This window comes from Streptomyces sp. NPDC085946 (genome assembly GCF_044540485.1).
Taxonomy (GTDB): Bacteria; Actinomycetota; Actinomycetes; order Streptomycetales; family Streptomycetaceae; genus Streptomyces.
In genome coordinates this window covers 379,826-397,573 of record NZ_JBITSF010000006.1, presented here as the reverse complement: position 1 = coordinate 397,573, position 17,748 = coordinate 379,826, and the positions used below count along the sequence as shown (strand labels likewise).

Annotated in this window: 18 protein-coding genes; 8 read left to right on the top strand and 10 right to left on the bottom strand. The window is 73.3% G+C overall.

Annotation, left to right across the window (positions count from 1 at the left end):
• Positions 1-149 precede the first annotated feature (149 nt).
• The 5 genes from ACIF8T_RS15800 to ACIF8T_RS15780 all read right to left on the bottom strand — a co-directional run bounded on the left by ACIF8T_RS15800 (position 150) and on the right by ACIF8T_RS15780 (position 5,403).
• On the bottom strand, positions 150-1,775 hold the full coding sequence (locus ACIF8T_RS15800) for an FAD-dependent monooxygenase (RefSeq protein ID WP_400035275.1): 1,626 nt from the start codon (positions 1,773-1,775) through the stop codon (positions 150-152).
• Between the two features lie 224 nt (positions 1,776-1,999).
• Complete coding sequence (locus ACIF8T_RS15795; RefSeq protein WP_400035273.1) at positions 2,000-2,908, bottom strand: amino acid ABC transporter permease; 909 nt, start codon at positions 2,906-2,908, stop codon at positions 2,000-2,002.
• A complete protein-coding gene (locus ACIF8T_RS15790; RefSeq protein ID WP_400035271.1) occupies positions 2,905-3,582 on the bottom strand; it encodes an amino acid ABC transporter permease in 678 nt (225 codons plus the stop codon). The genes ACIF8T_RS15795 and ACIF8T_RS15790 overlap by 4 nt, the downstream gene beginning before the upstream one ends.
• 125 nt (positions 3,583-3,707) lie before the next feature.
• Entirely contained in the window at positions 3,708-4,553 is an 846-nt protein-coding gene (locus ACIF8T_RS15785) for a glutamate ABC transporter substrate-binding protein (RefSeq protein ID WP_400035269.1), read from the bottom strand.
• A 73-nt stretch (positions 4,554-4,626) separates the two neighbouring features.
• Entirely contained in the window at positions 4,627-5,403 is a 777-nt protein-coding gene (locus ACIF8T_RS15780) for an amino acid ABC transporter ATP-binding protein (RefSeq protein ID WP_400035267.1), read from the bottom strand.
• A gap of 290 nt (positions 5,404-5,693) precedes the next feature.
• On the opposite strand from ACIF8T_RS15780, the gene ACIF8T_RS15775 reads away from it, so the two are divergent.
• Positions 5,694-6,380 carry a response regulator transcription factor gene (locus ACIF8T_RS15775; protein WP_400035265.1) on the top strand — a complete coding sequence of 229 codons (687 nt, stop codon included), beginning with the start codon at positions 5,694-5,696 and terminating at the stop codon, positions 6,378-6,380.
• 9 nt (positions 6,381-6,389) lie between these two features.
• Positions 6,390-7,805, top strand: a complete 1,416-nt coding sequence (locus ACIF8T_RS15770) for an ATP-binding protein (protein WP_400035263.1) — start codon at positions 6,390-6,392, stop codon at positions 7,803-7,805.
• A gap of 85 nt (positions 7,806-7,890) precedes the next feature.
• Here ACIF8T_RS15770 and ACIF8T_RS15765 read toward each other — a convergent pair whose 3' ends face one another.
• A complete protein-coding gene (locus ACIF8T_RS15765) occupies positions 7,891-8,886 on the bottom strand; it encodes a TAXI family TRAP transporter solute-binding subunit (protein ID WP_400035261.1) in 996 nt (331 codons plus the stop codon).
• Between the two features lie 73 nt (positions 8,887-8,959).
• Between ACIF8T_RS15765 and ACIF8T_RS15760 the strand changes: the two genes are divergently transcribed.
• Positions 8,960-9,598, top strand: coding sequence for a hypothetical protein (locus ACIF8T_RS15760; protein WP_400035259.1), 639 nt, complete (start codon positions 8,960-8,962; stop codon positions 9,596-9,598).
• Here the strand turns inward: ACIF8T_RS15760 and ACIF8T_RS15755 are convergent.
• Both ACIF8T_RS15755 and ACIF8T_RS15750 read right to left on the bottom strand, forming a co-directional pair.
• On the bottom strand, positions 9,487-10,716 hold the full coding sequence (locus ACIF8T_RS15755) for a cation:proton antiporter (RefSeq protein ID WP_400035257.1): 1,230 nt from the start codon (positions 10,714-10,716) through the stop codon (positions 9,487-9,489). The genes ACIF8T_RS15760 and ACIF8T_RS15755 overlap by 112 nt on opposite strands.
• A gap of 4 nt (positions 10,717-10,720) precedes the next feature.
• Complete coding sequence (locus ACIF8T_RS15750) at positions 10,721-11,206, bottom strand: cation:proton antiporter regulatory subunit (protein WP_400035255.1); 486 nt, start codon at positions 11,204-11,206, stop codon at positions 10,721-10,723.
• A 200-nt stretch (positions 11,207-11,406) separates the two neighbouring features.
• Between ACIF8T_RS15750 and ACIF8T_RS15745 the strand changes: the two genes are divergently transcribed.
• The 4 genes from ACIF8T_RS15745 (at position 11,407) to ACIF8T_RS15730 (ending at position 15,688) form a co-directional block, all read left to right on the top strand.
• Positions 11,407-12,450 carry a sensor histidine kinase gene (locus ACIF8T_RS15745; protein WP_400035253.1) on the top strand — a complete coding sequence of 348 codons (1,044 nt, stop codon included), beginning with the start codon at positions 11,407-11,409 and terminating at the stop codon, positions 12,448-12,450.
• Positions 12,450-13,121, top strand: coding sequence for a response regulator (locus ACIF8T_RS15740; RefSeq protein WP_400035251.1), 672 nt, complete (start codon positions 12,450-12,452; stop codon positions 13,119-13,121). Before ACIF8T_RS15745 ends, ACIF8T_RS15740 begins: the two co-directional genes overlap by 1 nt.
• A 54-nt stretch (positions 13,122-13,175) precedes the next feature.
• Positions 13,176-14,702, top strand: a complete 1,527-nt coding sequence (miaB, locus tag ACIF8T_RS15735; protein ID WP_400035249.1) for a tRNA (N6-isopentenyl adenosine(37)-C2)-methylthiotransferase MiaB — start codon at positions 13,176-13,178, stop codon at positions 14,700-14,702.
• 257 nt (positions 14,703-14,959) lie between these two features.
• On the top strand, positions 14,960-15,688 hold the full coding sequence (locus ACIF8T_RS15730; RefSeq protein WP_400035247.1) for a class III extradiol dioxygenase subunit B-like domain-containing protein: 729 nt from the start codon (positions 14,960-14,962) through the stop codon (positions 15,686-15,688).
• Between the two features lie 214 nt (positions 15,689-15,902).
• On the opposite strand, the gene ACIF8T_RS15725 is transcribed toward ACIF8T_RS15730, so the two are convergent.
• Positions 15,903-16,256, bottom strand: a complete 354-nt coding sequence (locus tag ACIF8T_RS15725) for an antitoxin (RefSeq protein ID WP_400035245.1) — start codon at positions 16,254-16,256, stop codon at positions 15,903-15,905.
• Between the two features lie 24 nt (positions 16,257-16,280).
• A complete protein-coding gene (locus ACIF8T_RS15720) occupies positions 16,281-16,562 on the bottom strand; it encodes a hypothetical protein (protein ID WP_400035243.1) in 282 nt (93 codons plus the stop codon).
• Between the two features lie 183 nt (positions 16,563-16,745).
• On the opposite strand from ACIF8T_RS15720, the gene miaA reads away from it, so the two are divergent.
• Positions 16,746-17,684, top strand: a complete 939-nt coding sequence (miaA, locus tag ACIF8T_RS15715; RefSeq protein WP_400035241.1) for a tRNA (adenosine(37)-N6)-dimethylallyltransferase MiaA — start codon at positions 16,746-16,748, stop codon at positions 17,682-17,684.
• The last annotated feature ends 64 nt before the right edge of the window (positions 17,685-17,748 follow it).

Sequence of the window (17,748 nt, the reverse complement as noted above, 5' to 3'; positions counted from 1 at the left end):
CGTCACAATGCGGACACACAGGGGCAGGCGGCCCGGACGGCGCCTCCACGCTCCGGACGCTCCGACGCCCCGGCGTCCCACACCGCACGCGACCCGCGTGTGCGTGCGCGGGCACGTCGACGTCCGCGCACGCGGACGCCCCGGACGCGTCAGCGCGAGCCCGCCGGAGCCCCGGCGCCGGCCTCCGCCTCCGCCCCGGTCCCCGGCTCGGCCCGGCCGCCCAGTGCCGCCTCCGCCGCCGTGTACAGGTCCGTCGGGCGCACCCCGTTCAGCGCCGTGACCAGGTGTCCGTCCGGGCGGACCAGGAGCACGGTGTGCGCGGCCGCCCCCGGGTACTCCTCGGCGACCAGCAGCTCGGCGGGGCGCGGCAGCGCCGTCACGGCGGCGGCGAGCCGCGGCATGATCCCGGCGGTCATCCAGTGCCGGCGCTCCCACACGCCCGTGCCCGGCGCGATCAGCACCACGAGCAGCGCGCCGCGGCCCAGCCGGTCCCGCAGCCGGACGAACGAGCCGTCCTCCGCGGTGACCCGCACGTCGATGACCTGCGCTCCGGGCGCGGTGTCGACCGGCACCTCGCCCTCCAGGGGCGGGGGCGCGAGCGGCGAGTCGACGTACCCCCCGGACGCGCCCAGCGCGCCGAGCCCCAGGTGGCCGTCGCTGAGCAGGGCGTCGTGGTTGCGCGCCGATCCGGGTACGTACGAGCGCAGTCCGCCGCCGCCGCGCAGCAGCGGCAGCACCTGGTCGGCGGCGCGCAGCCGGGCGGCGACGACCGCGCGGCGCTCCTCCTGGTAGCTGTCGAGCAGCGCCTCGTGCGGTCCGTGGTGCCAGGCCAGGGCCAGCTTCCAGGCGAGGTTGTCGGCGTCCCGCAGCCCTTCCTCCAGCCCGTGCGTGCCCAGCGCGCCGAGCAGGTGCGCCGCGTCGCCGGCGAGGAACACGCGGTCCGCCCGCCAGCGCCGGGCCAGCCGGTGGTGGACCGTGTGGACGCCGGTGTCCAGCAGGTCGTACGCGGGAGCGGGGTCGCCGGTCCAGCCGGTGAGGGTCTCCCGGATGCGGGCCAGCAGCAGTTCGGGCGTCACCAGGTCCTTGCCCGGCGGCAGCAGCCAGTCCAGCCGCCACACGCCGTCCGGGAGGGGGCGCGCGGTGATCTCCCCGGCCGAGGGGCCCGAGGTCCGCCACGGCGGCGTCCGGTGCAGCAGCGCCTCGTCCTCCCACGGCAGGTCGGTGCGCAGCGCGGCCACGGCGTGACGTTCCACCGCCGTGCGGCCCGGGAAGCGGATGTCCTGGAGTTTGCGGACGGTCGAGCGCGGGCCGTCGCAGCCGACCAGGTAACTCCCGCGCCACCAGGTGCCCTTCCGGCCGCGGGTGCGGGCCGTGACGCCCGAGGGCTCCTGCTCGATGCCGTCCAGGCGGCTGTCCACGGCGACCTCGGCCAGCGGTTCGCGGGCGAGCGCGGCGCGCAGGGCCCCCGTCAGGACGTGCTGGGCGATGTGCAGGGGGGCGGGCTCGTCCTCCGCGAACGCGACCTCGCGCATCACCTGCTTGCGCCGCATCGACCGCCATCCGGCCCAGTGGACACCGGCCCCGTCCAGCCGTACGCCGGTGAGGCGTTCCATGAGGTCCGCGGTGTCCTCGCGCAGCACGACGGTGCGCGCGGGACGCGGTTCGTCCCTGCCCGGTCCCTCGTCGAGGACGACGGACGGCACCTCCTGCCGTGCCAGGGCCAGGGCCAGCGCCAGCCCGACGGGCCCCGCGCCGACGATGATCACCGGGTCCACGGCGTGGCGCCCCCTGCCCGCGGTGATGTCGTGAGGGACGTGGGTGAACAGGACGTCGGAGCAGGGTGCACGATCACAGAACGTATGCAACCTATTGCCGAAGCTTGCGTCAAGCGACAGGGGCCAGTGGCGATCATGCCACTGGCCCCTGTCTTCCCCGTGCCGCTCGACCGGCCGTCAGCGCCGGACGCGACGCTGCGGAGACGACCGCCGGTCCCGGTCCGTCAGGCCTTGCCGCCCGCTCCGGCCCCGTGCGCGCCGCCCACTTCGCCCGCGTTGAGCTCGTCGACCTCGTCGGCCCCCAGGACCGCGCCCGTGCTGCGCTTGCTGCGGCGCAGCCTGGCCTCCAGCCAGGAGGCGAAGGAGGTGAGGATGAAGTTCAGCACGATGAAGATGACCGCCACCACGATGAAGCTGGGGATGACGTTCGCGTAGTTGGCCGCGAGGGTGCTGCGGGTGTTCAGCAGCTCGGTGAACCCGAGCATCACGCCGCCCAGCGCGGTGTCCTTCACGATGACGACCAGCTGGCTGACGATGGCCGGCAGCATCGCGGTGACGGCCTGCGGCAGCAGGATGCTCGTCATCGTCTGGCTCTTGCGCAGGCCGATCGCCATGGCGGCCTCGGACTGCCCCTTGGGCAGGGAGAGGATGCCGGCCCGGACGACCTCGGCGAGGACCGAGGCGTTGTAGAGCACCAGGCCGGTGACGACCGCGTACAGGGGCCGTTCGTCGCTGGGGATGCCCGTGGAGCGGACGTAGAACTCGTTGGCGAACAGCATCAGCAGCAGCACCGGGATGGCCCGGAAGAACTCGACCACCGCGCCGGCCGGGACGCGCACCCAACGGTGGTCCGACAGGCGCGCGATGCCCAGGACGGCGCCCAGCGGGAGGGCGATGACCATGGAGAGCGCGGCGGCCTTCAGGGTGTCCGCCAGGCCCGGCAGCAGGTACGTCGTCCAGGCCTCGGGCGTGGTGAACGGCTTCCACAGGGCCCACTCCAGCTGGCCCTTGTCGTCCAGCACCTGCCAGATCCACCACAGCAGCAGGGCGAGCAGGACGAAGAAGACCACCGAGAAGAGCACGTTGCGCCGCTTGGCCTTCGGGCCGGGGGCGTCGTAGAGAACGGACGTCATCGCTTCACCGCCAGTCGCTTGCTCAGCCAGCCGAGGATCAGGCCGGTGGGCAGGGTCAGTACCACGAACCCGAAGGCGAAGATCGCGCCGATGAGCAGCGTCTGTGCCTCGTTCTCGATCATTTCCTTCATCAGGAGGGCTGCCTCCGCCACACCGATCGTGGCCGCCACGGTCGTGTTCTTGGTCAGTGCGATCAGCACGTTGGCCAGCGGCCCGATGACCGAGCGGAACGCCTGCGGCAGCACGACGAGCCGCAGGACCTGGCTGAAGCTCAGCCCGAGGGCGCGCGCCGCCTCGGCCTGTCCGACGGGCACCGTGTTGATGCCGGAGCGGATCGCCTCGCAGACGAAGGCCGCGGTGTAGGCGACGAGGCCGAGGACCGCGAGGCGGAAGGCCTTGGCCTTGAAGTCGTCGGGTGCGCCCATCGTCACGCCGAAGATGTTCGCCAGGCCGAGCGAGGTGAAGACGATGATGACGGTCAGGGGGATGTTCCTGACGATGTTCACGTAGGCGGTGCCGAACCCACGCATCAGCGGAACCGGACTGACCCGCATGGCCGCCAGCAGGGTGCCCCAGATCAGAGAGCCGATGGCCGAGAGGACGGTGAGCTGCACCGTGACCCAGAAGGCGCCCAGCAGGGTCGGGTTGTCATAGTCAGAAAGAAAGTCGAACACGATCTCCCGCGCTTCCGGGTGTGTGGCATACGTGGCGGACGTGGCGCGCCGCCGTAGAGGCCGAGGGCGACGCGTCGGCGGGTCCCCGCGTCACCGCGGGGACCCTTCGTCGGCGGAGTCCCGCGTTACTGGACGATCTGGCCGGTCTTCGGGGCGGGCTCGTTCTTGTAGTTCGCCGGTCCGAAGTTCTCCTTGACGGCCTTCTCCCACGAGCCGTCGCTGACCATCTTCTCCAGGGCGTCGTTGATCTTGTTCACGGTCTCGGTGTCGCCCTTCTTGACGCCGATGCCGTAGTTCTCGTTGCTCAGCTTGAGCCCGGTGAGCTTGAACTGGCCCTTGTACTGGTCCTGCGCCGCGAAGCCCGCCAGGATCGCGTCGTCCGTGGTCACGGCGTCGAGGGCGCCGCTCTGCAGGCCCGCGATGCACTCCGAGTAGCCGCCGAGCTCCTGCAGCTGAGCCTTCGGCGCGATCTCGTTCTTGACGTTCTGCGCCGACGTCGACCCGGTCACCGAACACAGCTTCTTGCCGTTGAGGTCGGTGCCCTCCTTGATGTCGGAGTCCGCCTTGACCAGCAGGTCCTGGTGGGCCAGCAGGTACGGGCCGGCGAAGTCCACCTTCTGCTTGCGCTCGTCGGTGATGGAGTAGGTCGCGGCGATGAACTTCACGTCGCCGCGGGACAGCGCGTTCTCGCGGTCGGCGCTCTTGGTCTCGACCCACTCGATCTGGTTCGGCTCGTAGCCCAGTTCCTTGGCCACGTACGTCGCCACGTCCACGTCGAAGCCGGAGAAGGAACCGTTGGGCTCCTTCAGGCCGAGACCCGGCTGGTCGTACTTGATGCCGATCTTGATCTTGTCGCCGCCGCCCGAACCCGAGCCGCCGTCGCTGTCGCCGTCACCGCCGCCGCAGGCGGTCGCGGTGAGGGCGAGAACGAGGGCGGTGGCGGCCGCGGCGGAAACCTTGCGGAGCTTCATGGTGAACATCCTTTGCCGTGAAGAGAAAGCCGTGTGGCGGGTGACGCGAGCCGTCGCGGAGGCGACAGGCGTCTCAGTGGTGCAGGATCTTGGACAGGAAGTCCTTGGCGCGGTCGCTGCGCGGGTTGCTGAAGAACTGGTCGGGCGCGGCCTCCTCGACGATGCGGCCGTCGGCCATGAACACCACCCGGTTCGCGGCCGATCGCGCGAAACCCATCTCGTGGGTGACGACGATCATGGTCATGCCGTCGCGGGCCAGCTGCTGCATGACCTCCAGGACCTCGTTGATCATCTCCGGGTCGAGCGCCGACGTCGGCTCGTCGAAGAGCATGACCTTCGGTTCCATGGCCAGGGCCCGCGCGATGGCGACGCGCTGCTGCTGGCCGCCGGAGAGCTGTGCCGGGTACTTGTCGGCCTGCGCGGCGACGCCCACCCGGTCGAGCAGGGCGCGGGCCCGCTCCTCGGCCTTCTTCTTGTCCGTCCTGCGGACCTTGACCTGTCCCAGCGTCACGTTCTCGAGCACGGTCTTGTGCGCGAAGAGGTTGAAGGACTGGAAGACCATGCCGACGTCGGCCCGCAGCCGGGCCAGTGCCTTGCCCTCGGCGGGCAGCGGCTTGCCGTCGATCGTGATGCTGCCGGAGTCGATCGTCTCCAGGCGGTTGATGGTGCGGCACAGGGTGGACTTGCCGGACCCGGAGGGTCCGATCACGACGACGACTTCACCGCGGGCGATGGTCAGGTCGATGTCCTGGAGAACGTGCAACGCGCCGAAGTGCTTGTTGACGCTCTTCAGGACGACCAGATCGCCGGTCGCGGCCACATCTTCCTTGGCCACCGATACTTCGGTCATCGCTCTCAGGCTCCGTCCTCCTCGGTTTCGGAGGACAGTAGTAACCCTCTACGACCTGCGTCATCAGTCTTGAGGGGAATCTGAGCATCACGATCCGATAGCAATCGGACACGTGTCGTAGCACTTGTGAGCAGTGCTGATATCGGCCGGATAACGGAAGCGGCGCGCAACCGGAACCCTCTTGACGCCGTCCTCATCCATCAGCGTGACTGCACACGGTGCACGCGCGCGCGTGCACGCCTTTTTGTACACAACCAGATCGTACGGCCGATGAACCGAAGGGGGCCCGGATGAGACTGCTGCTCGTCGAGGACGACAACCACGTCGCGGCAGCGCTGTCGGCGGTCCTGGCCCGGCACGGGTTCGAGGTCACCCACGCGCGCAGCGGTGAGGAGGCCCTCCAGGCCCTCGTCCCCGAAGGCGACGGCTTCGGGGTCGTCCTGCTGGACCTGGGGCTGCCGGACCAGGACGGGTACGAGGTCTGCGGCAAGATCCGCAAGCGCACCAGCACCCCGGTGATCATGGTCACCGCGCGCTCCGACGTGCGCTCGCGCATCCACGGGCTCAACCTCGGCGCGGACGACTACGTCGTCAAGCCGTACGACACCGGAGAGCTGCTCGCCCGCATCCACGCCGTCAGCCGGCGGACCGTCCACGAGGACGCCCAGGGCGGCGGCGAGACCGAGCTGCGCCTCGGGACCGTCCGCATCGAGCTGCCCACGCGGCAGGTCAGCGTCGACGGCACGGTCGTCCAGCTCACCCGCAAGGAGTTCGACCTCCTCGCGCTGCTCGCCCAGCGCCCGGGGGTGGTCTTCCGCCGGGAGCAGATCATCAGCGAGGTGTGGCGCACCAGTTGGGAGGGGACCGGCCGCACCCTGGAGGTGCACGTCGCGTCCCTGCGCGCCAAGCTGCGCATGCCCGCCCTCATCGAGACCGTGCGCGGGGTCGGCTACCGGCTCGTCGCGCCCGCCGGATAGCGGGGCCGGGTGCGCACCCGACTGCTCCCGCTGCTCATCGTCCTGATGACGGCCGTGCTGCTCGCGCTCGGCATCCCGCTGGCCGTCAGCCTGGCCGGCGCCCAGCAGCAGCGCGTCGTCGTCGACCGGATCGACGACACGGCACGGTTCGCGGCCCTCGCCCAGTTCGTCACCGACTCGCGCGCCACGTCCCCGGCCGAGGCCGGGGACCTGGTGACGGGGGAGCGGCTGGACACCCTGCAGAGCGAACTGGACAGCTACTTCGAGGTCTACGGCATCCGGGCCGGCGTCTTCTACCGCACCCACGTCCCCATGGCCCACGCCCCGGGCTGGTTCCTGCCCGAGAAGGGCGAGGTGCGCGACGCCTTCGACGAGGCGCTGCTCAGCCGCCGCAGCCACGACCCCGAGCAGGTGTGGCCCTGGCAGCGCCGCCGCCTCGTGGTCGCCTCGCCGGTCATCCGGGACGGGGACGTCGTCGCGGTCGTGGTCACCGACTCGCCGACGGGGCAGATGCGCTCGCGCATCCTGCACGGCTGGCTGGTCATCGGGGCGGGCGAGATCGGCGCGATGCTGCTCGCCGTCGGCGCCGCGCTCCGGCTGACCGGGTGGGTGCTCAGACCCGTACGCGTCCTGGACGCCACCACCCACGACATCGCCACCGGGCGGCTGAAGTCCCGGGTCGCGGTGGCGGGCGGCCCGCCGGAACTCAGGCGGCTGGCCCGGTCGTTCAACGAGATGGCGGACAACGTCGAGACCGTGCTGGAGCAGCAGCGCGCCTTCGTCGCCGACGCCTCGCACCAGCTGCGCAACCCGCTCTCGGCGCTGCTGCTGCGCATCGAGCTGCTCGCCCTGGAACTCCCGGAGGGCAACGAGGAGATCGCCTCGGTGCAGGCCGAGGGCAAGCGCCTCGCGCAGGTCCTGGACGACCTGCTCGGCCTGGCCCTGGCCGAGCACACCGAGGCCGACCTGCGGATCACGGACATCGGGGCGCTGGCCGCCGAGCGGGTCGCGGCCTGGTCCCCGACCGCCGCGGCCAAGGGCGTCCGGCTGGTGGGCACCTGCCCGCCCACCACCGCGTGGGCCGACCCGGTCGCCCTGTCCAGCGCGCTGGACGCGGTCATCGACAACGCGGTGAAGTTCACGCCCGAGGGCGAGTCGGTCGAGGTGACCGTCGCCTCCGACGGCGGCACCACCACCGTCGTGGTCACCGACGGCGGCCCGGGGCTGACCGACGAGGAACTGGCCCGTATCGGCGACCGCTTCTGGCGCAGCGGCCGCCACCAGAACGTGAAGGGCTCCGGGCTCGGCCTGTCCATCTCCCGGGCGCTGCTCGCCGCGGGCGGCGGCTCGATCTCCTACGGCCACCACGAGCCGCACGGACTGCGGGTGACGGTGACCGTGCCGAGGTCGGCGCCGGTGGTGTGAGACGCCGGCGCGGGCGGCACCGCGACCGACCGGGAGCCGGTGTGCCGGGCCGGGCGCGAGCGGGCCGGTGCGCCGCCGCGGCACGTCACGGCTTCACCGAGTAGTAGTACCGCCGCGCGCCGTCGTGCAGCGGGAGCGGGTCGGTATAGATGGCCGTGCGGACGTCGACGAGCTGGGCGGAGTGGACACGCTCGCCGATGCTGTCCCGGCGCTTGAGCACGGTGCGGGTCAGCCACTCGGTGAGCCGGGGGTCCGTGTCCTTGTGCGTCACCAGCAGGTTGGACACCGCCAGCGTCGGCACGGAGAGGCCGTTCTGCACGGTGGGGTAGGCCGTCTCCGGCATGCTGGTGGCGCGGTAGTAGCGCGTGGCACCGCCCTGGTCGTGCAGCTTGGCGACGAGGTCCGCGTCGATCGGGACGAACCGGAACGTGGACTTCTCGGCCAGTCGTTCCAGCCCGCCGGTGGGCAGCCCGCCCGACCAGAAGAACGCGTCCAGACCGTGCCCCAGCCGCCCGGGACCGGTGTCGATGCCGTCCGACGAGGCCGTGATGTCCTTTTCCGGGTCGATGTCGGCGGCCTCCAGCACCCGGTTGGCGATCAGCCGCACTCCCGAGCCGGGCGGCCCTATGGCCACCCGCTTGCCCTTCAGGTCCTCGACGGAGCGGATGCCGGAGTCCGGCGGGACGACCAGCTGCACGTAGTCGTCGTAGAGGCGGGCGACCCCGCGCAGCCGGTCGGCTCCGGCGCCGCCGTCCAGCCGGTACGTCTCGACCGCGTCGGCCGCGGCGATCGTGAAGTCGGCGTCCCCGGTGGCCACGCGCTCGACGTTCTCCTGCGAGCCCGCGCTGGTCCGCAGGTCCACCCTCAGCCGGGGCATGTCCTCGCGGAGCTCGGTGCGCAGCAGGCTCCCGTACTTCTGGTAGACCCCCGAGGGCGTGCCCGTGACGAACCTGATCGATCCGCCCGGCGGTTCCTCGCCCAGGGGCAGCAGCCACCACAGCAGCAGCCCGAGCGCCACGACGCCGGCGGTCGCGCCCTGCAGGGCCCGGCGCCTGCCGATACGGGACAACACCTTGGACATGCGCGCGATCCTGCCAGCCCGGGCACGGCCCTGACCAGGGCGGGGCCCCACCGGGAGCGGACGATGCCGGCCGGTGCCCCTGCCCGGCTGCCGTCCGGGCCGGCCGGGGGCTGTCACGGGCGGCCGTTGCAGTCGCCGCACGAGCTCCCCGCCCGCCGGCCCGGTCCGTGCGTTGCACCGCGCCCTCGGGCCGGACGCCCGCGGCACACCGGCCGGGGCCCCGCCGGAACCGGCCGCGCACCACGTCGAGCCCCTCGCGGAGGAGGCCGCGGAGGTCACCGCGGTGCCGGTGCGCGGCCCGCCGGCCAAGCCCGCGCACGAGCCGGCCGACGTCGTCCACGTCGCGTACGGCACGGCCCCGGCACACGGCAGCGGCCTCGACGAGGCGGTCGCCGGGATCCACCGCTCCGGCGTGACCGAGCCGGGCCCCGACGGCCGGGCCGGCCGCCGCGCCGACGGCGAGGCGATGGAGGGCGGGCACCACCGGGCCCCGGACGCGGCCGCCGTGCCGCGGCGGCAGGGGTGGGTGCCGGGGGGGGGGGGGGGGGGCCCCCCCCCCCCCCCGGGGGGGCCCCCCCCCCCCGCCCCCGCCCCGTTCCCTCAGTCCGCCACCGAAGCCTCCGCCCCGGTCACCTGCCGCGCCTCCTGCGGGCCGTCGCCGGGCGCGGCCGGGCGGCGGCGGATCCACCAGCCGGCCAGCGGCTCGGTGTAGCGGGCGGTGAGCGGCCCGAGGATCACCAGGATGAGGACGTAGGCGGTGGCCAGCGGGCCCAGGGACGGCTCGATGCCCGCCGAGACCGCCAGTCCGGCGATGACGATCGAGAACTCGCCGCGCGCCACCAGGGCACCGCCCGCGCGCCAGCGGCCCCTGACGGAGATCCCGGCCCGCCGGGCCGCCCAGTAGCCGGTGGCGATCTTCGTCACGGCCGTCACGGCGGCCAGCCCGAGGGCGGGCAGCAGCACGGGCGGGATGCTCGACGGGTCCGTGTGCAGGCCGAAGAAGACGAAGAAGACCGCGGCGAAGAGGTCGCGCAGCGGACTCAGCAGCGTGTGCGCGCCCTCGGCGACCTCACCGGACAGCGCGATGCCCACCAGGAAGGCGCCGACCGCCGCCGACACCTGCAGCTGCTGCGCGACGCCCGCGACCAAGATCGTCAGGCCGAGGACGACCAGCAGCAGCTTCTCCGGGTCGTCGCTGGAGACGAACCGGGAGATCACCCGGCCGTAGCGCACCGCCAGGAAGAGCACCAGCCCGGCCGCGCCCAGCGCGATCGCCAGGGTCAGGCTCCCGGCCAGCAGCCCGGCCCCCGCCACCAGGGCCGTGACGATCGGCAGGTACACCGCCATGGCCAGGTCCTCCAGGACCAGGACGCTGAGGATCACCGGCGTCTCCCGGTTGCCGACCCGGCCCAGGTCGCCGAGGACCTTGGCGATGACGCCCGACGACGAGATCCAGGTGACCCCGGCCAGGACGACGGCCGCCACCGGACCCCAGCCGAGCAGCAGCGCCACCGCCGCGCCCGGCAGGGCGTTGAGCGCGCAGTCCACCAGGCCCGCCGGGTAGTGCGCCTTGAGGTTGGTGACCAGATCGCCGGCCGTGTACTCCAGGCCCAGCATCAGCAGCAGCAGGATGACGCCGATCTCGGCGCCCGTGGCGATGAACTCCTCGCTCGCGCCCAGCGGCAGCAGCCCGCCCTCGCCGAACGCCAGACCGGCGAGCAGGTACAGGGGGATGGGGGAGAACCGGAAGCGGGCGGCTGCCCGGCCGAGCAGGCCGAGGCCGAGGATGATGGAACCGAACTCGATCAGCAGGACGGCGGACGAGTGCACCGCGTCACTCCCGACCGAGTATCGCCGCGGCGGCGTCGACGCCCTCGCGGGTGCCGATGACGATCAGGATGTCCCCGCCCGCCAGCCGGAAGCCCGGCGCCGGCGACGGGATCGCCGCCGCCCGCCGCAGCACCGCCACGACCGACGCGCCCGTCTCGGTGCGCATCCGCGTGTCGCCCAGCAGCCGGCCGTTCCAGTGCGAGGTCGCGGCCACCTCGACCCGCTCGGCGACCAGCCCCAGGTCCGAGGTGTGGAGCAGGCTCGCGCTGTGGTGGGACGGCTTCAGCGCGTCGATCAGCGAGGCCGTCTCCGCACCGGTCAGCCGCAGCGACTGCGCGCAGGAGTCGGGATCGTCGGCCCGGTACACGCTCACCGTGCGGGTGCCGTCGCGGTGGGCCACCACCGACAGGTGGCGGTGTTCGCGGGTCACGAGGTCGTACTGGACCCCGATACCCGGCAGCGGCGTCGCCCTCAGGCGTGGAGCGGACACGTTTCTTCCCCTTGTTCCTCGGCGGGACATCTGTCGGTGACGGTGATGGTGACTGTTAGTGACGGTGGTGGCTGACGGTGGTGGTGGCAGCGGCGTGGTGGCGCCGGTGCCGGTGTGACGTGCGGTGGCCCGGTGGCCCGGTGGCCGGAGGGGCCGGAGGGGCCGGAACCGATGCTGCCATCCCCCCATACGGTGACGACATGGGTGTTGTGACGGATATACGCGGCCGGCTGCGCGCGGCCGGTCTGGAGACGGTGGTGACGGGCGCGAGCCGGGGAAGGAGCGGAGCGGGACACGTGTCGCTGTTCTGGCGGATCTTCTCGCTCAACGCGGCGGGCCTGGTCGCCGCCACCGCGCTGCTGCTGGGCCCGGTCACCGTGTCCACCCCCGTCCTGCCGGGTGAGGCCCTCGTCCTCCTCGCCGGCCTCACGGCGCTGCTGGCCGGCAACGCCCTCGTGCTGCGCTACGGACTCGCCCCGCTGCACCGGCTGGGCCGGGCCATGGCCACCGCCGACCTGCTGCGCCCCGGGGCCCGCGCGGCGGTCGCCGGTCCCGCGGAGGCGGCGGAGCTCATCACGACGTACAACACGATGCTCGACCGTCTGGAGGCCGAGCGCGCGGCGGGCGCGGGCCGGGCGCTGTCCGCGCAGGAACGCGAACGCCACCGCATCGCGCGCGAACTCCACGACGAGGTCGGCCAGACCCTGACCGCCGTCCTCCTCCAGCTCAAGCGCGTCGCGGACCGGGCGCCCGCCGACCTGCGCGCGGAGGTGCACCAGGCGCAGGAGGCCACCCGGGCCGGCCTGGACGAGATCCGCCGCATCGCCCGCCGCCTGCGCCCCGGCGTCCTGGAGGAACTCGGCCTGCCCAGCGCCCTGCGCTCGCTGGCGGCCGAGTTCACCGAGCACGGGCTGACGGTCGGTCACCGGCTGCACGGCGCGCTGCCTCCCCTGTCCGCGGAGTCGGAACTCGTGGTCTACCGGGTGGCCCAGGAAAGTCTGACCAACACGGCCCGGCACGCCGCCGCCGACCGGGCCGAACTGCGCCTCCGGCCGGTCGCGGGCGGCGTCGAGCTCCTGGTCCGGGACGACGGCACCGGCCTCGGCGCGGCCCCGGAGGGCGCCGGCATCACCGGCATGCGCGAACGCGCCCTGCTCATCGGCGCCGCCCTCACCCTCGCCCCGGCCCCCGGCCGGGGCACCGACGTGCGCCTGCGCATACCCGTCCCGGCGGAGACCCGCTGATGCCCGCACCGGATCCCGCCCCGGCCCCGATCCGCGTCCTGCTCGCCGACGACCACACCCTCGTGCGCCGGGGCGTGCGCCTCATCCTCGACGGCGAACCGGACCTGACGGTCGTCGCCGAGGCCGGGGACGGCACGGAGGCGGTGGCCCGCGCGCGGGAGACCGCCGTGGACCTGGCCGTCCTGGACATCGCCATGCCCCGCACGACCGGCCTCCAGGCGGCCCGCGAACTCTCCCGCCGCCTGCCGGACCTGCGCATCCTGATCCTGACCATGTACGACAACGAGCAGTACTTCTTCGAGGCGCTCAAGGCCGGGGCCTGCGGCTACGTCCTGAAGTCGGTCGCAGACCGCGACCTGGTGGAGGCGTGCCGGGCGGCCGTGCGCGACGAGCCGTTCATCTACCCGGGCGCCGAACGGGCCCTGGTCCGCTCCTACCTCGACCGCCTGCGCCGCGGCGACGGCCTGCCGCGGCGGGCCATCACCGAACGCGAGGAGGAGATCCTCAAGCTGGTGGCGGAGGGCCACACCTCCAGGGAGATCGGCGCACTCCTCTTCATCAGCGCCAAGACGGTCGAACGCCACCGCGCCAACCTCCTGCAGAAACTCGGCGCCCGGGACCGCCTCGAACTGACCCGGTACGCGATCCGCGCGGGTCTGATCGAGCCGTGAGCGGGTTGTCCACAGGCGGCCCGGGGCACTTCGGCGACCGCCTACCCTTGAGGCATGACCACCAGCATCGACCGGAGCCAGTCAGTGGGCGGCACGCGCACGTATGAGGTACGCACCTACGGGTGCCAGATGAACGTCCACGACTCCGAGCGATTGGCCGGGCTGCTGGAGGACGCCGGGTACGTGCGCGCCCCCGAGGGCTCGGACGGCGACGCCGACGTCGTCGTCTTCAACACCTGCGCGGTCCGCGAGAACGCCGACAACAAGCTGTACGGCAACCTCGGCCACCTCGCCCCGAAGAAGGCCCGGCGGCCGGGGATGCAGATCGCGGTCGGCGGCTGCCTGGCGCAGAAGGACCGCGACACCATCGTGAAGCGGGCGCCCTGGGTGGACGTCGTCTTCGGCACGCACAACATCGGCAAGCTGCCGGTCCTGCTGGAACGCGCGCGCGTGCAGGAGGAGGCGCAGGTCGAGATCGCCGAGTCGCTGGAGGCGTTCCCCTCCACGCTGCCGACCCGGCGCGAGAGCGCGTACGCGGCCTGGGTGTCGATCTCCGTCGGCTGCAACAACACCTGCACCTTCTGCATCGTCCCCGCGCTGCGCGGCAAGGAGAAGGACCGGCGGCCCGGCGACATCCTCGCCGAGATCGAGGCGCTGGTCGGCGAGGGCGTCTCCGAGATCACCCTGCTCGGCCAGAACGTCAACGCGTACGGCTCCGACATCGGCGACCGCGAGGCCTTCAGCAAGCTGCTGCGGGCCTGCGGCACCATCGACGGCCTGGAGCGCGTGCGCTTCACCTCCCCGCACCCGCGCGACTTCACCGACGACGTCATCGCCGCCATGGCCGAGACGCCGAACGTGATGCCGCAGCTGCACATGCCGCTCCAGTCCGGTTCGGACACGGTCCTGAAGGCGATGCGCCGCTCCTACCGCCAGGAGCGCTACCTCGGCATCATCGAGAAGGTCCGGGCGGCCATCCCGCACGCCGCGATCACGACCGACATCATCGTGGGCTTCCCCGGCGAGACCGAGGAGGACTTCGAGCAGACGCTCCACGTGGTGCGCGAGGCCCGTTTCGCGCAGGCCTTCACCTTCCAGTACTCCAAGCGCCCGGGCACCCCGGCCGCCGAGATGGAGGACCAGATCCCCAAGAAGGTCGTCCAGGAGCGGTACGAGCGTCTGGTCGCCCTCCAGGAGGAGATCTCCTGGGAGGAGAACAAGAAGCAGGTCGGCCGCACCCTGGAGCTCATGGTCGCCGAGGGCGAGGGCCGCAAGGACGGCACCACCCACCGCCTCTCCGGCCGTGCCCCCGACAACCGCCTGGTGCACTTCACCAAGCCGGAGCAGGACGTCCGCCCCGGCGACGTCGTCACGGTCGAGGTCACCTACGCCGCCCCGCACCACCTCCTCGCCGAGGGCCCCGTGCTGTCCGTGCGCCGCACGCGCGCGGGCGACGCCTGGGAGAAGCGCAACGCCGCCGAGCAGGCCAAGCCGGCGGGCGTGATGCTGGGCCTGCCGAAGATCGGCGCGCCCGCGCCCGCGCCGCTGCCGGCCGTCGCGAGCGGCTGCGGCTGCGACTGACACCGGAGACCGGAGACCGGGCACCGGCGGGAAGGCCCGCCCCGCGCAGCTCACCGCACGCGCGGCACGCGTGCGGGCCGGCCTTCCCGCCGGCCGGCGTGACGCGTCACCGCCCGCCCCGGCACCGGCCGGCCGCGGTGACGCCGCTCCGCCCCGGCCCGACGGACGTGCTGGTCGAGGACCGGGGGCGGGACGGCGGCGAGCCGCGACGGGGCTGACCACCGGCCGCGGCCCCGCCGCGCGTTACGCTGCCGATCATGCTTGTCGCCGCCGCAGTCTGCCCCTGCCCGCCCCTCCTCGTGCCCGAGGTCGCCGCGGGCGCCGCACCCGAGCTGGACGCCGCGCGTGCCGCGTGCACGGACGCGCTGGGCCTGCTCGCCGCCGCCCGGCCCGACCGGCTGGTGGTCGTCGGGCCCGCGGAGAGCGGCGGACCCGAGGAGTACCCGCAGGGCACGCCGGGCTCGTTCCGCGGCTTCGGCGTCGACCTCGACGTGCGCCTGGGCGCGGACGACGTACCCGGGGAAGCGGACACGGGCGGCGGGCCGCGGCTGCCGTACGGCCTCGCCGTGGCCGCGTGGCTGCTGGAGCGGACCGGGTGGACCGACGCCCCGGTCGACGGACTCGGCGTGGGGGAGTCCCTCGCGCCGGAGCAGTGCGCCCGGATCGGGCGGGGAGTCGGTGCGCGGGCCGGGCGGGTGGCCCTGCTGGTGATGGGCGACGCCAGCGCGTGCCGCACGCTCAAGGCACCGGGATACCTCGACGAGCGGGCGGCGCCCTTCGACGCCGAGGCGGCGCGTGCGCTCGGGGCCGCGGACCCGGCCGCCCTGACGGCCCTGGACACCGCGCTGGCGCGCGAGCTGAAGGTGTCCGGCCGCGCCCCGTGGCAGGTCCTCGCGGGCGCCGCCGAGGGCACGTCCCTGAACGGCACGCTGCTGTACGAGGACGCGCCCTACGGCGTCGGGTACATCGTGGCGACCTGGTCGTAGGACGTCGTCGCACCACCGCCCTCGTGACACCGGCCGCGCGCCGGACCCGCCTCCGCCGCCCCTCCCCGCCGCACGGGTGCCCGCGCAGAACGGCGGACGGCAGAAGAACGGCGGACGGCAGAAGAACGGCGGACGGCGGAAGAACGGCGGACGCCAGAAGAACGGCGGACGGCCGCGGGCTGTCGTGCCCCGCGGCCGTCCGCCGTGCTGCCGTTCAGGAGACGGGCGGTGGTGGAGTCGCCGGCGGCGTGGCGCCGCCCGGTGCGGTGCCGGGTCCGGCGCCGCCCGGTCCCGTACCGGCCGTTCCGGCGCCGCCGGGTCCCGTGCCGACCGGCCCGGTGCCGCCGGGCCCTGGCCCGTCCTTGTGCGCCAGTCGGTCCAGGGCCCCCTTCGCCCTGCCCGTGCCCCTCTGGATCTTGTCGCTGTACTTGCCCCTGGTCCTCTTGTCGACGGCCCGGGCGGCCCTGTCCAGGCCGTGCGCGATCGTGTCCTCGTGCCGCTGCGCGAGGCCGGAGACCCGGCCCTTGGCCGGGCCCAGCCTGGCCTTCATGCTGTCCAGGAGACCCATGGTGCACCTTCCCGCGGGGCGGTCCTACGTGCGGGCGCCCTCGCCGGCCTCGTTGTCGGCGGCCTTGTCGGTGGACTGCTGCTTGGGGATCTCGACGCCCGCGGCGTCACCGGCCTCGGCGGGCGAGGACCCCGCGGACTCCGGCTCCTCGGCCGACCCCTTCGCGTCCTCGGTCCCCTTCGCGTCCTCGGTCCCGGTCCGCCGCGCCGCCTCGGGCCCGGCCTCCGGTGCGTCGGCCCGCGCCTCGGCGGACGCCGCCTCCTCCGTGGCCTTCGACCTCCGGAGAAGTCGTGCGAAAATGCCCATATCAACTCCAACGTTACTCGTGCGGGCGAAATCCCGCGTCGCCCGGTGCGTCCGTTCGCGCGCGGCCCGGGCCACCGCCTCGGTGATCCGGCGGCAGGAACCTCGCAACGGGCAACGACTCCGGGCACGTGCCGTCACGTAACTCGTTCGAGGTCACGCTCCGGGGTTTGCGAGACTGTGCCGGTGAGCAGCGCACCCCCCGCCCCCCGCGTCATCGCCGTCGTCGGACCGACCGCGGCCGGAAAGTCCGATCTGGGCGTCTTCCTGGCCCAGCGGCTCGGCGGCGAGGTCGTCAACGCCGACTCCATGCAGCTCTACCGAGGGATGGACATCGGCACCGCCAAGCTGACGCCCGAGGAGCGCGGCGGCGTCCCGCACCACCTCCTGGACGTCTGGGACGTGACCGTCACCGCCTCCGTCGCCGAGTACCAGCGGCTCGCCCGCGAGCGGATCGACGCCCTGCTCGCCGAGGGGCGCTGGCCGGTCCTGGTCGGCGGTTCCGGCCTGTACGTGCGCGGGGCCGTCGACAACCTGGAGTTCCCCGGCACCGACCCCGAGGTCCGGGCCCGGCTGGAGGAGGAGCTCGCGCTGCGCGGCCCCGGGGCGCTGCACGCCCGCCTGGCCGCCGCCGACCCCGAGGCCGCGCGCGCCATCCTGCCCGGCAACGGCCGCCGCATCGTCCGGGCCCTGGAGGTGATCGAGATCACCGGCAAGCCCTTCACCGCCAACCTCCCCGGCCACGACTCCGTCTACGACACCGTGCAGATCGGCGTCGACGTCGCCCGTCCCGAGCTGGACGAGCGCATCGCGCGCCGGGTCGACCGGATGTGGGAGGCGGGCCTCGTCGACGAGGTGCGCGCACTGGAGGCGCAAGGGCTGCGCGAGGGGCGTACGGCGTCGCGCGCGCTCGGCTACCAGCAGATCCTCGCGGCGCTCGCCGGGGAGTGCACCCTGGAGGAGGCCCGGGCCGAGACCGTCCGTGCCACCAAACGCTTCGCGCGCCGCCAGGACACGTGGTTCAGGCGCGATCCGCGGGTGCACTGGTTGAGTGGGGCCGCGGCGGACCTCGGGGAACTTCCCCGGCGCGCGCTGTCGTTGGTCGAACGACCGGTTACAGCCTGATCACGTCATGGCATCGGGACGCCCTGGCCGACATCCCGGCTCCCGGTGCCGTGCCATCATCGAG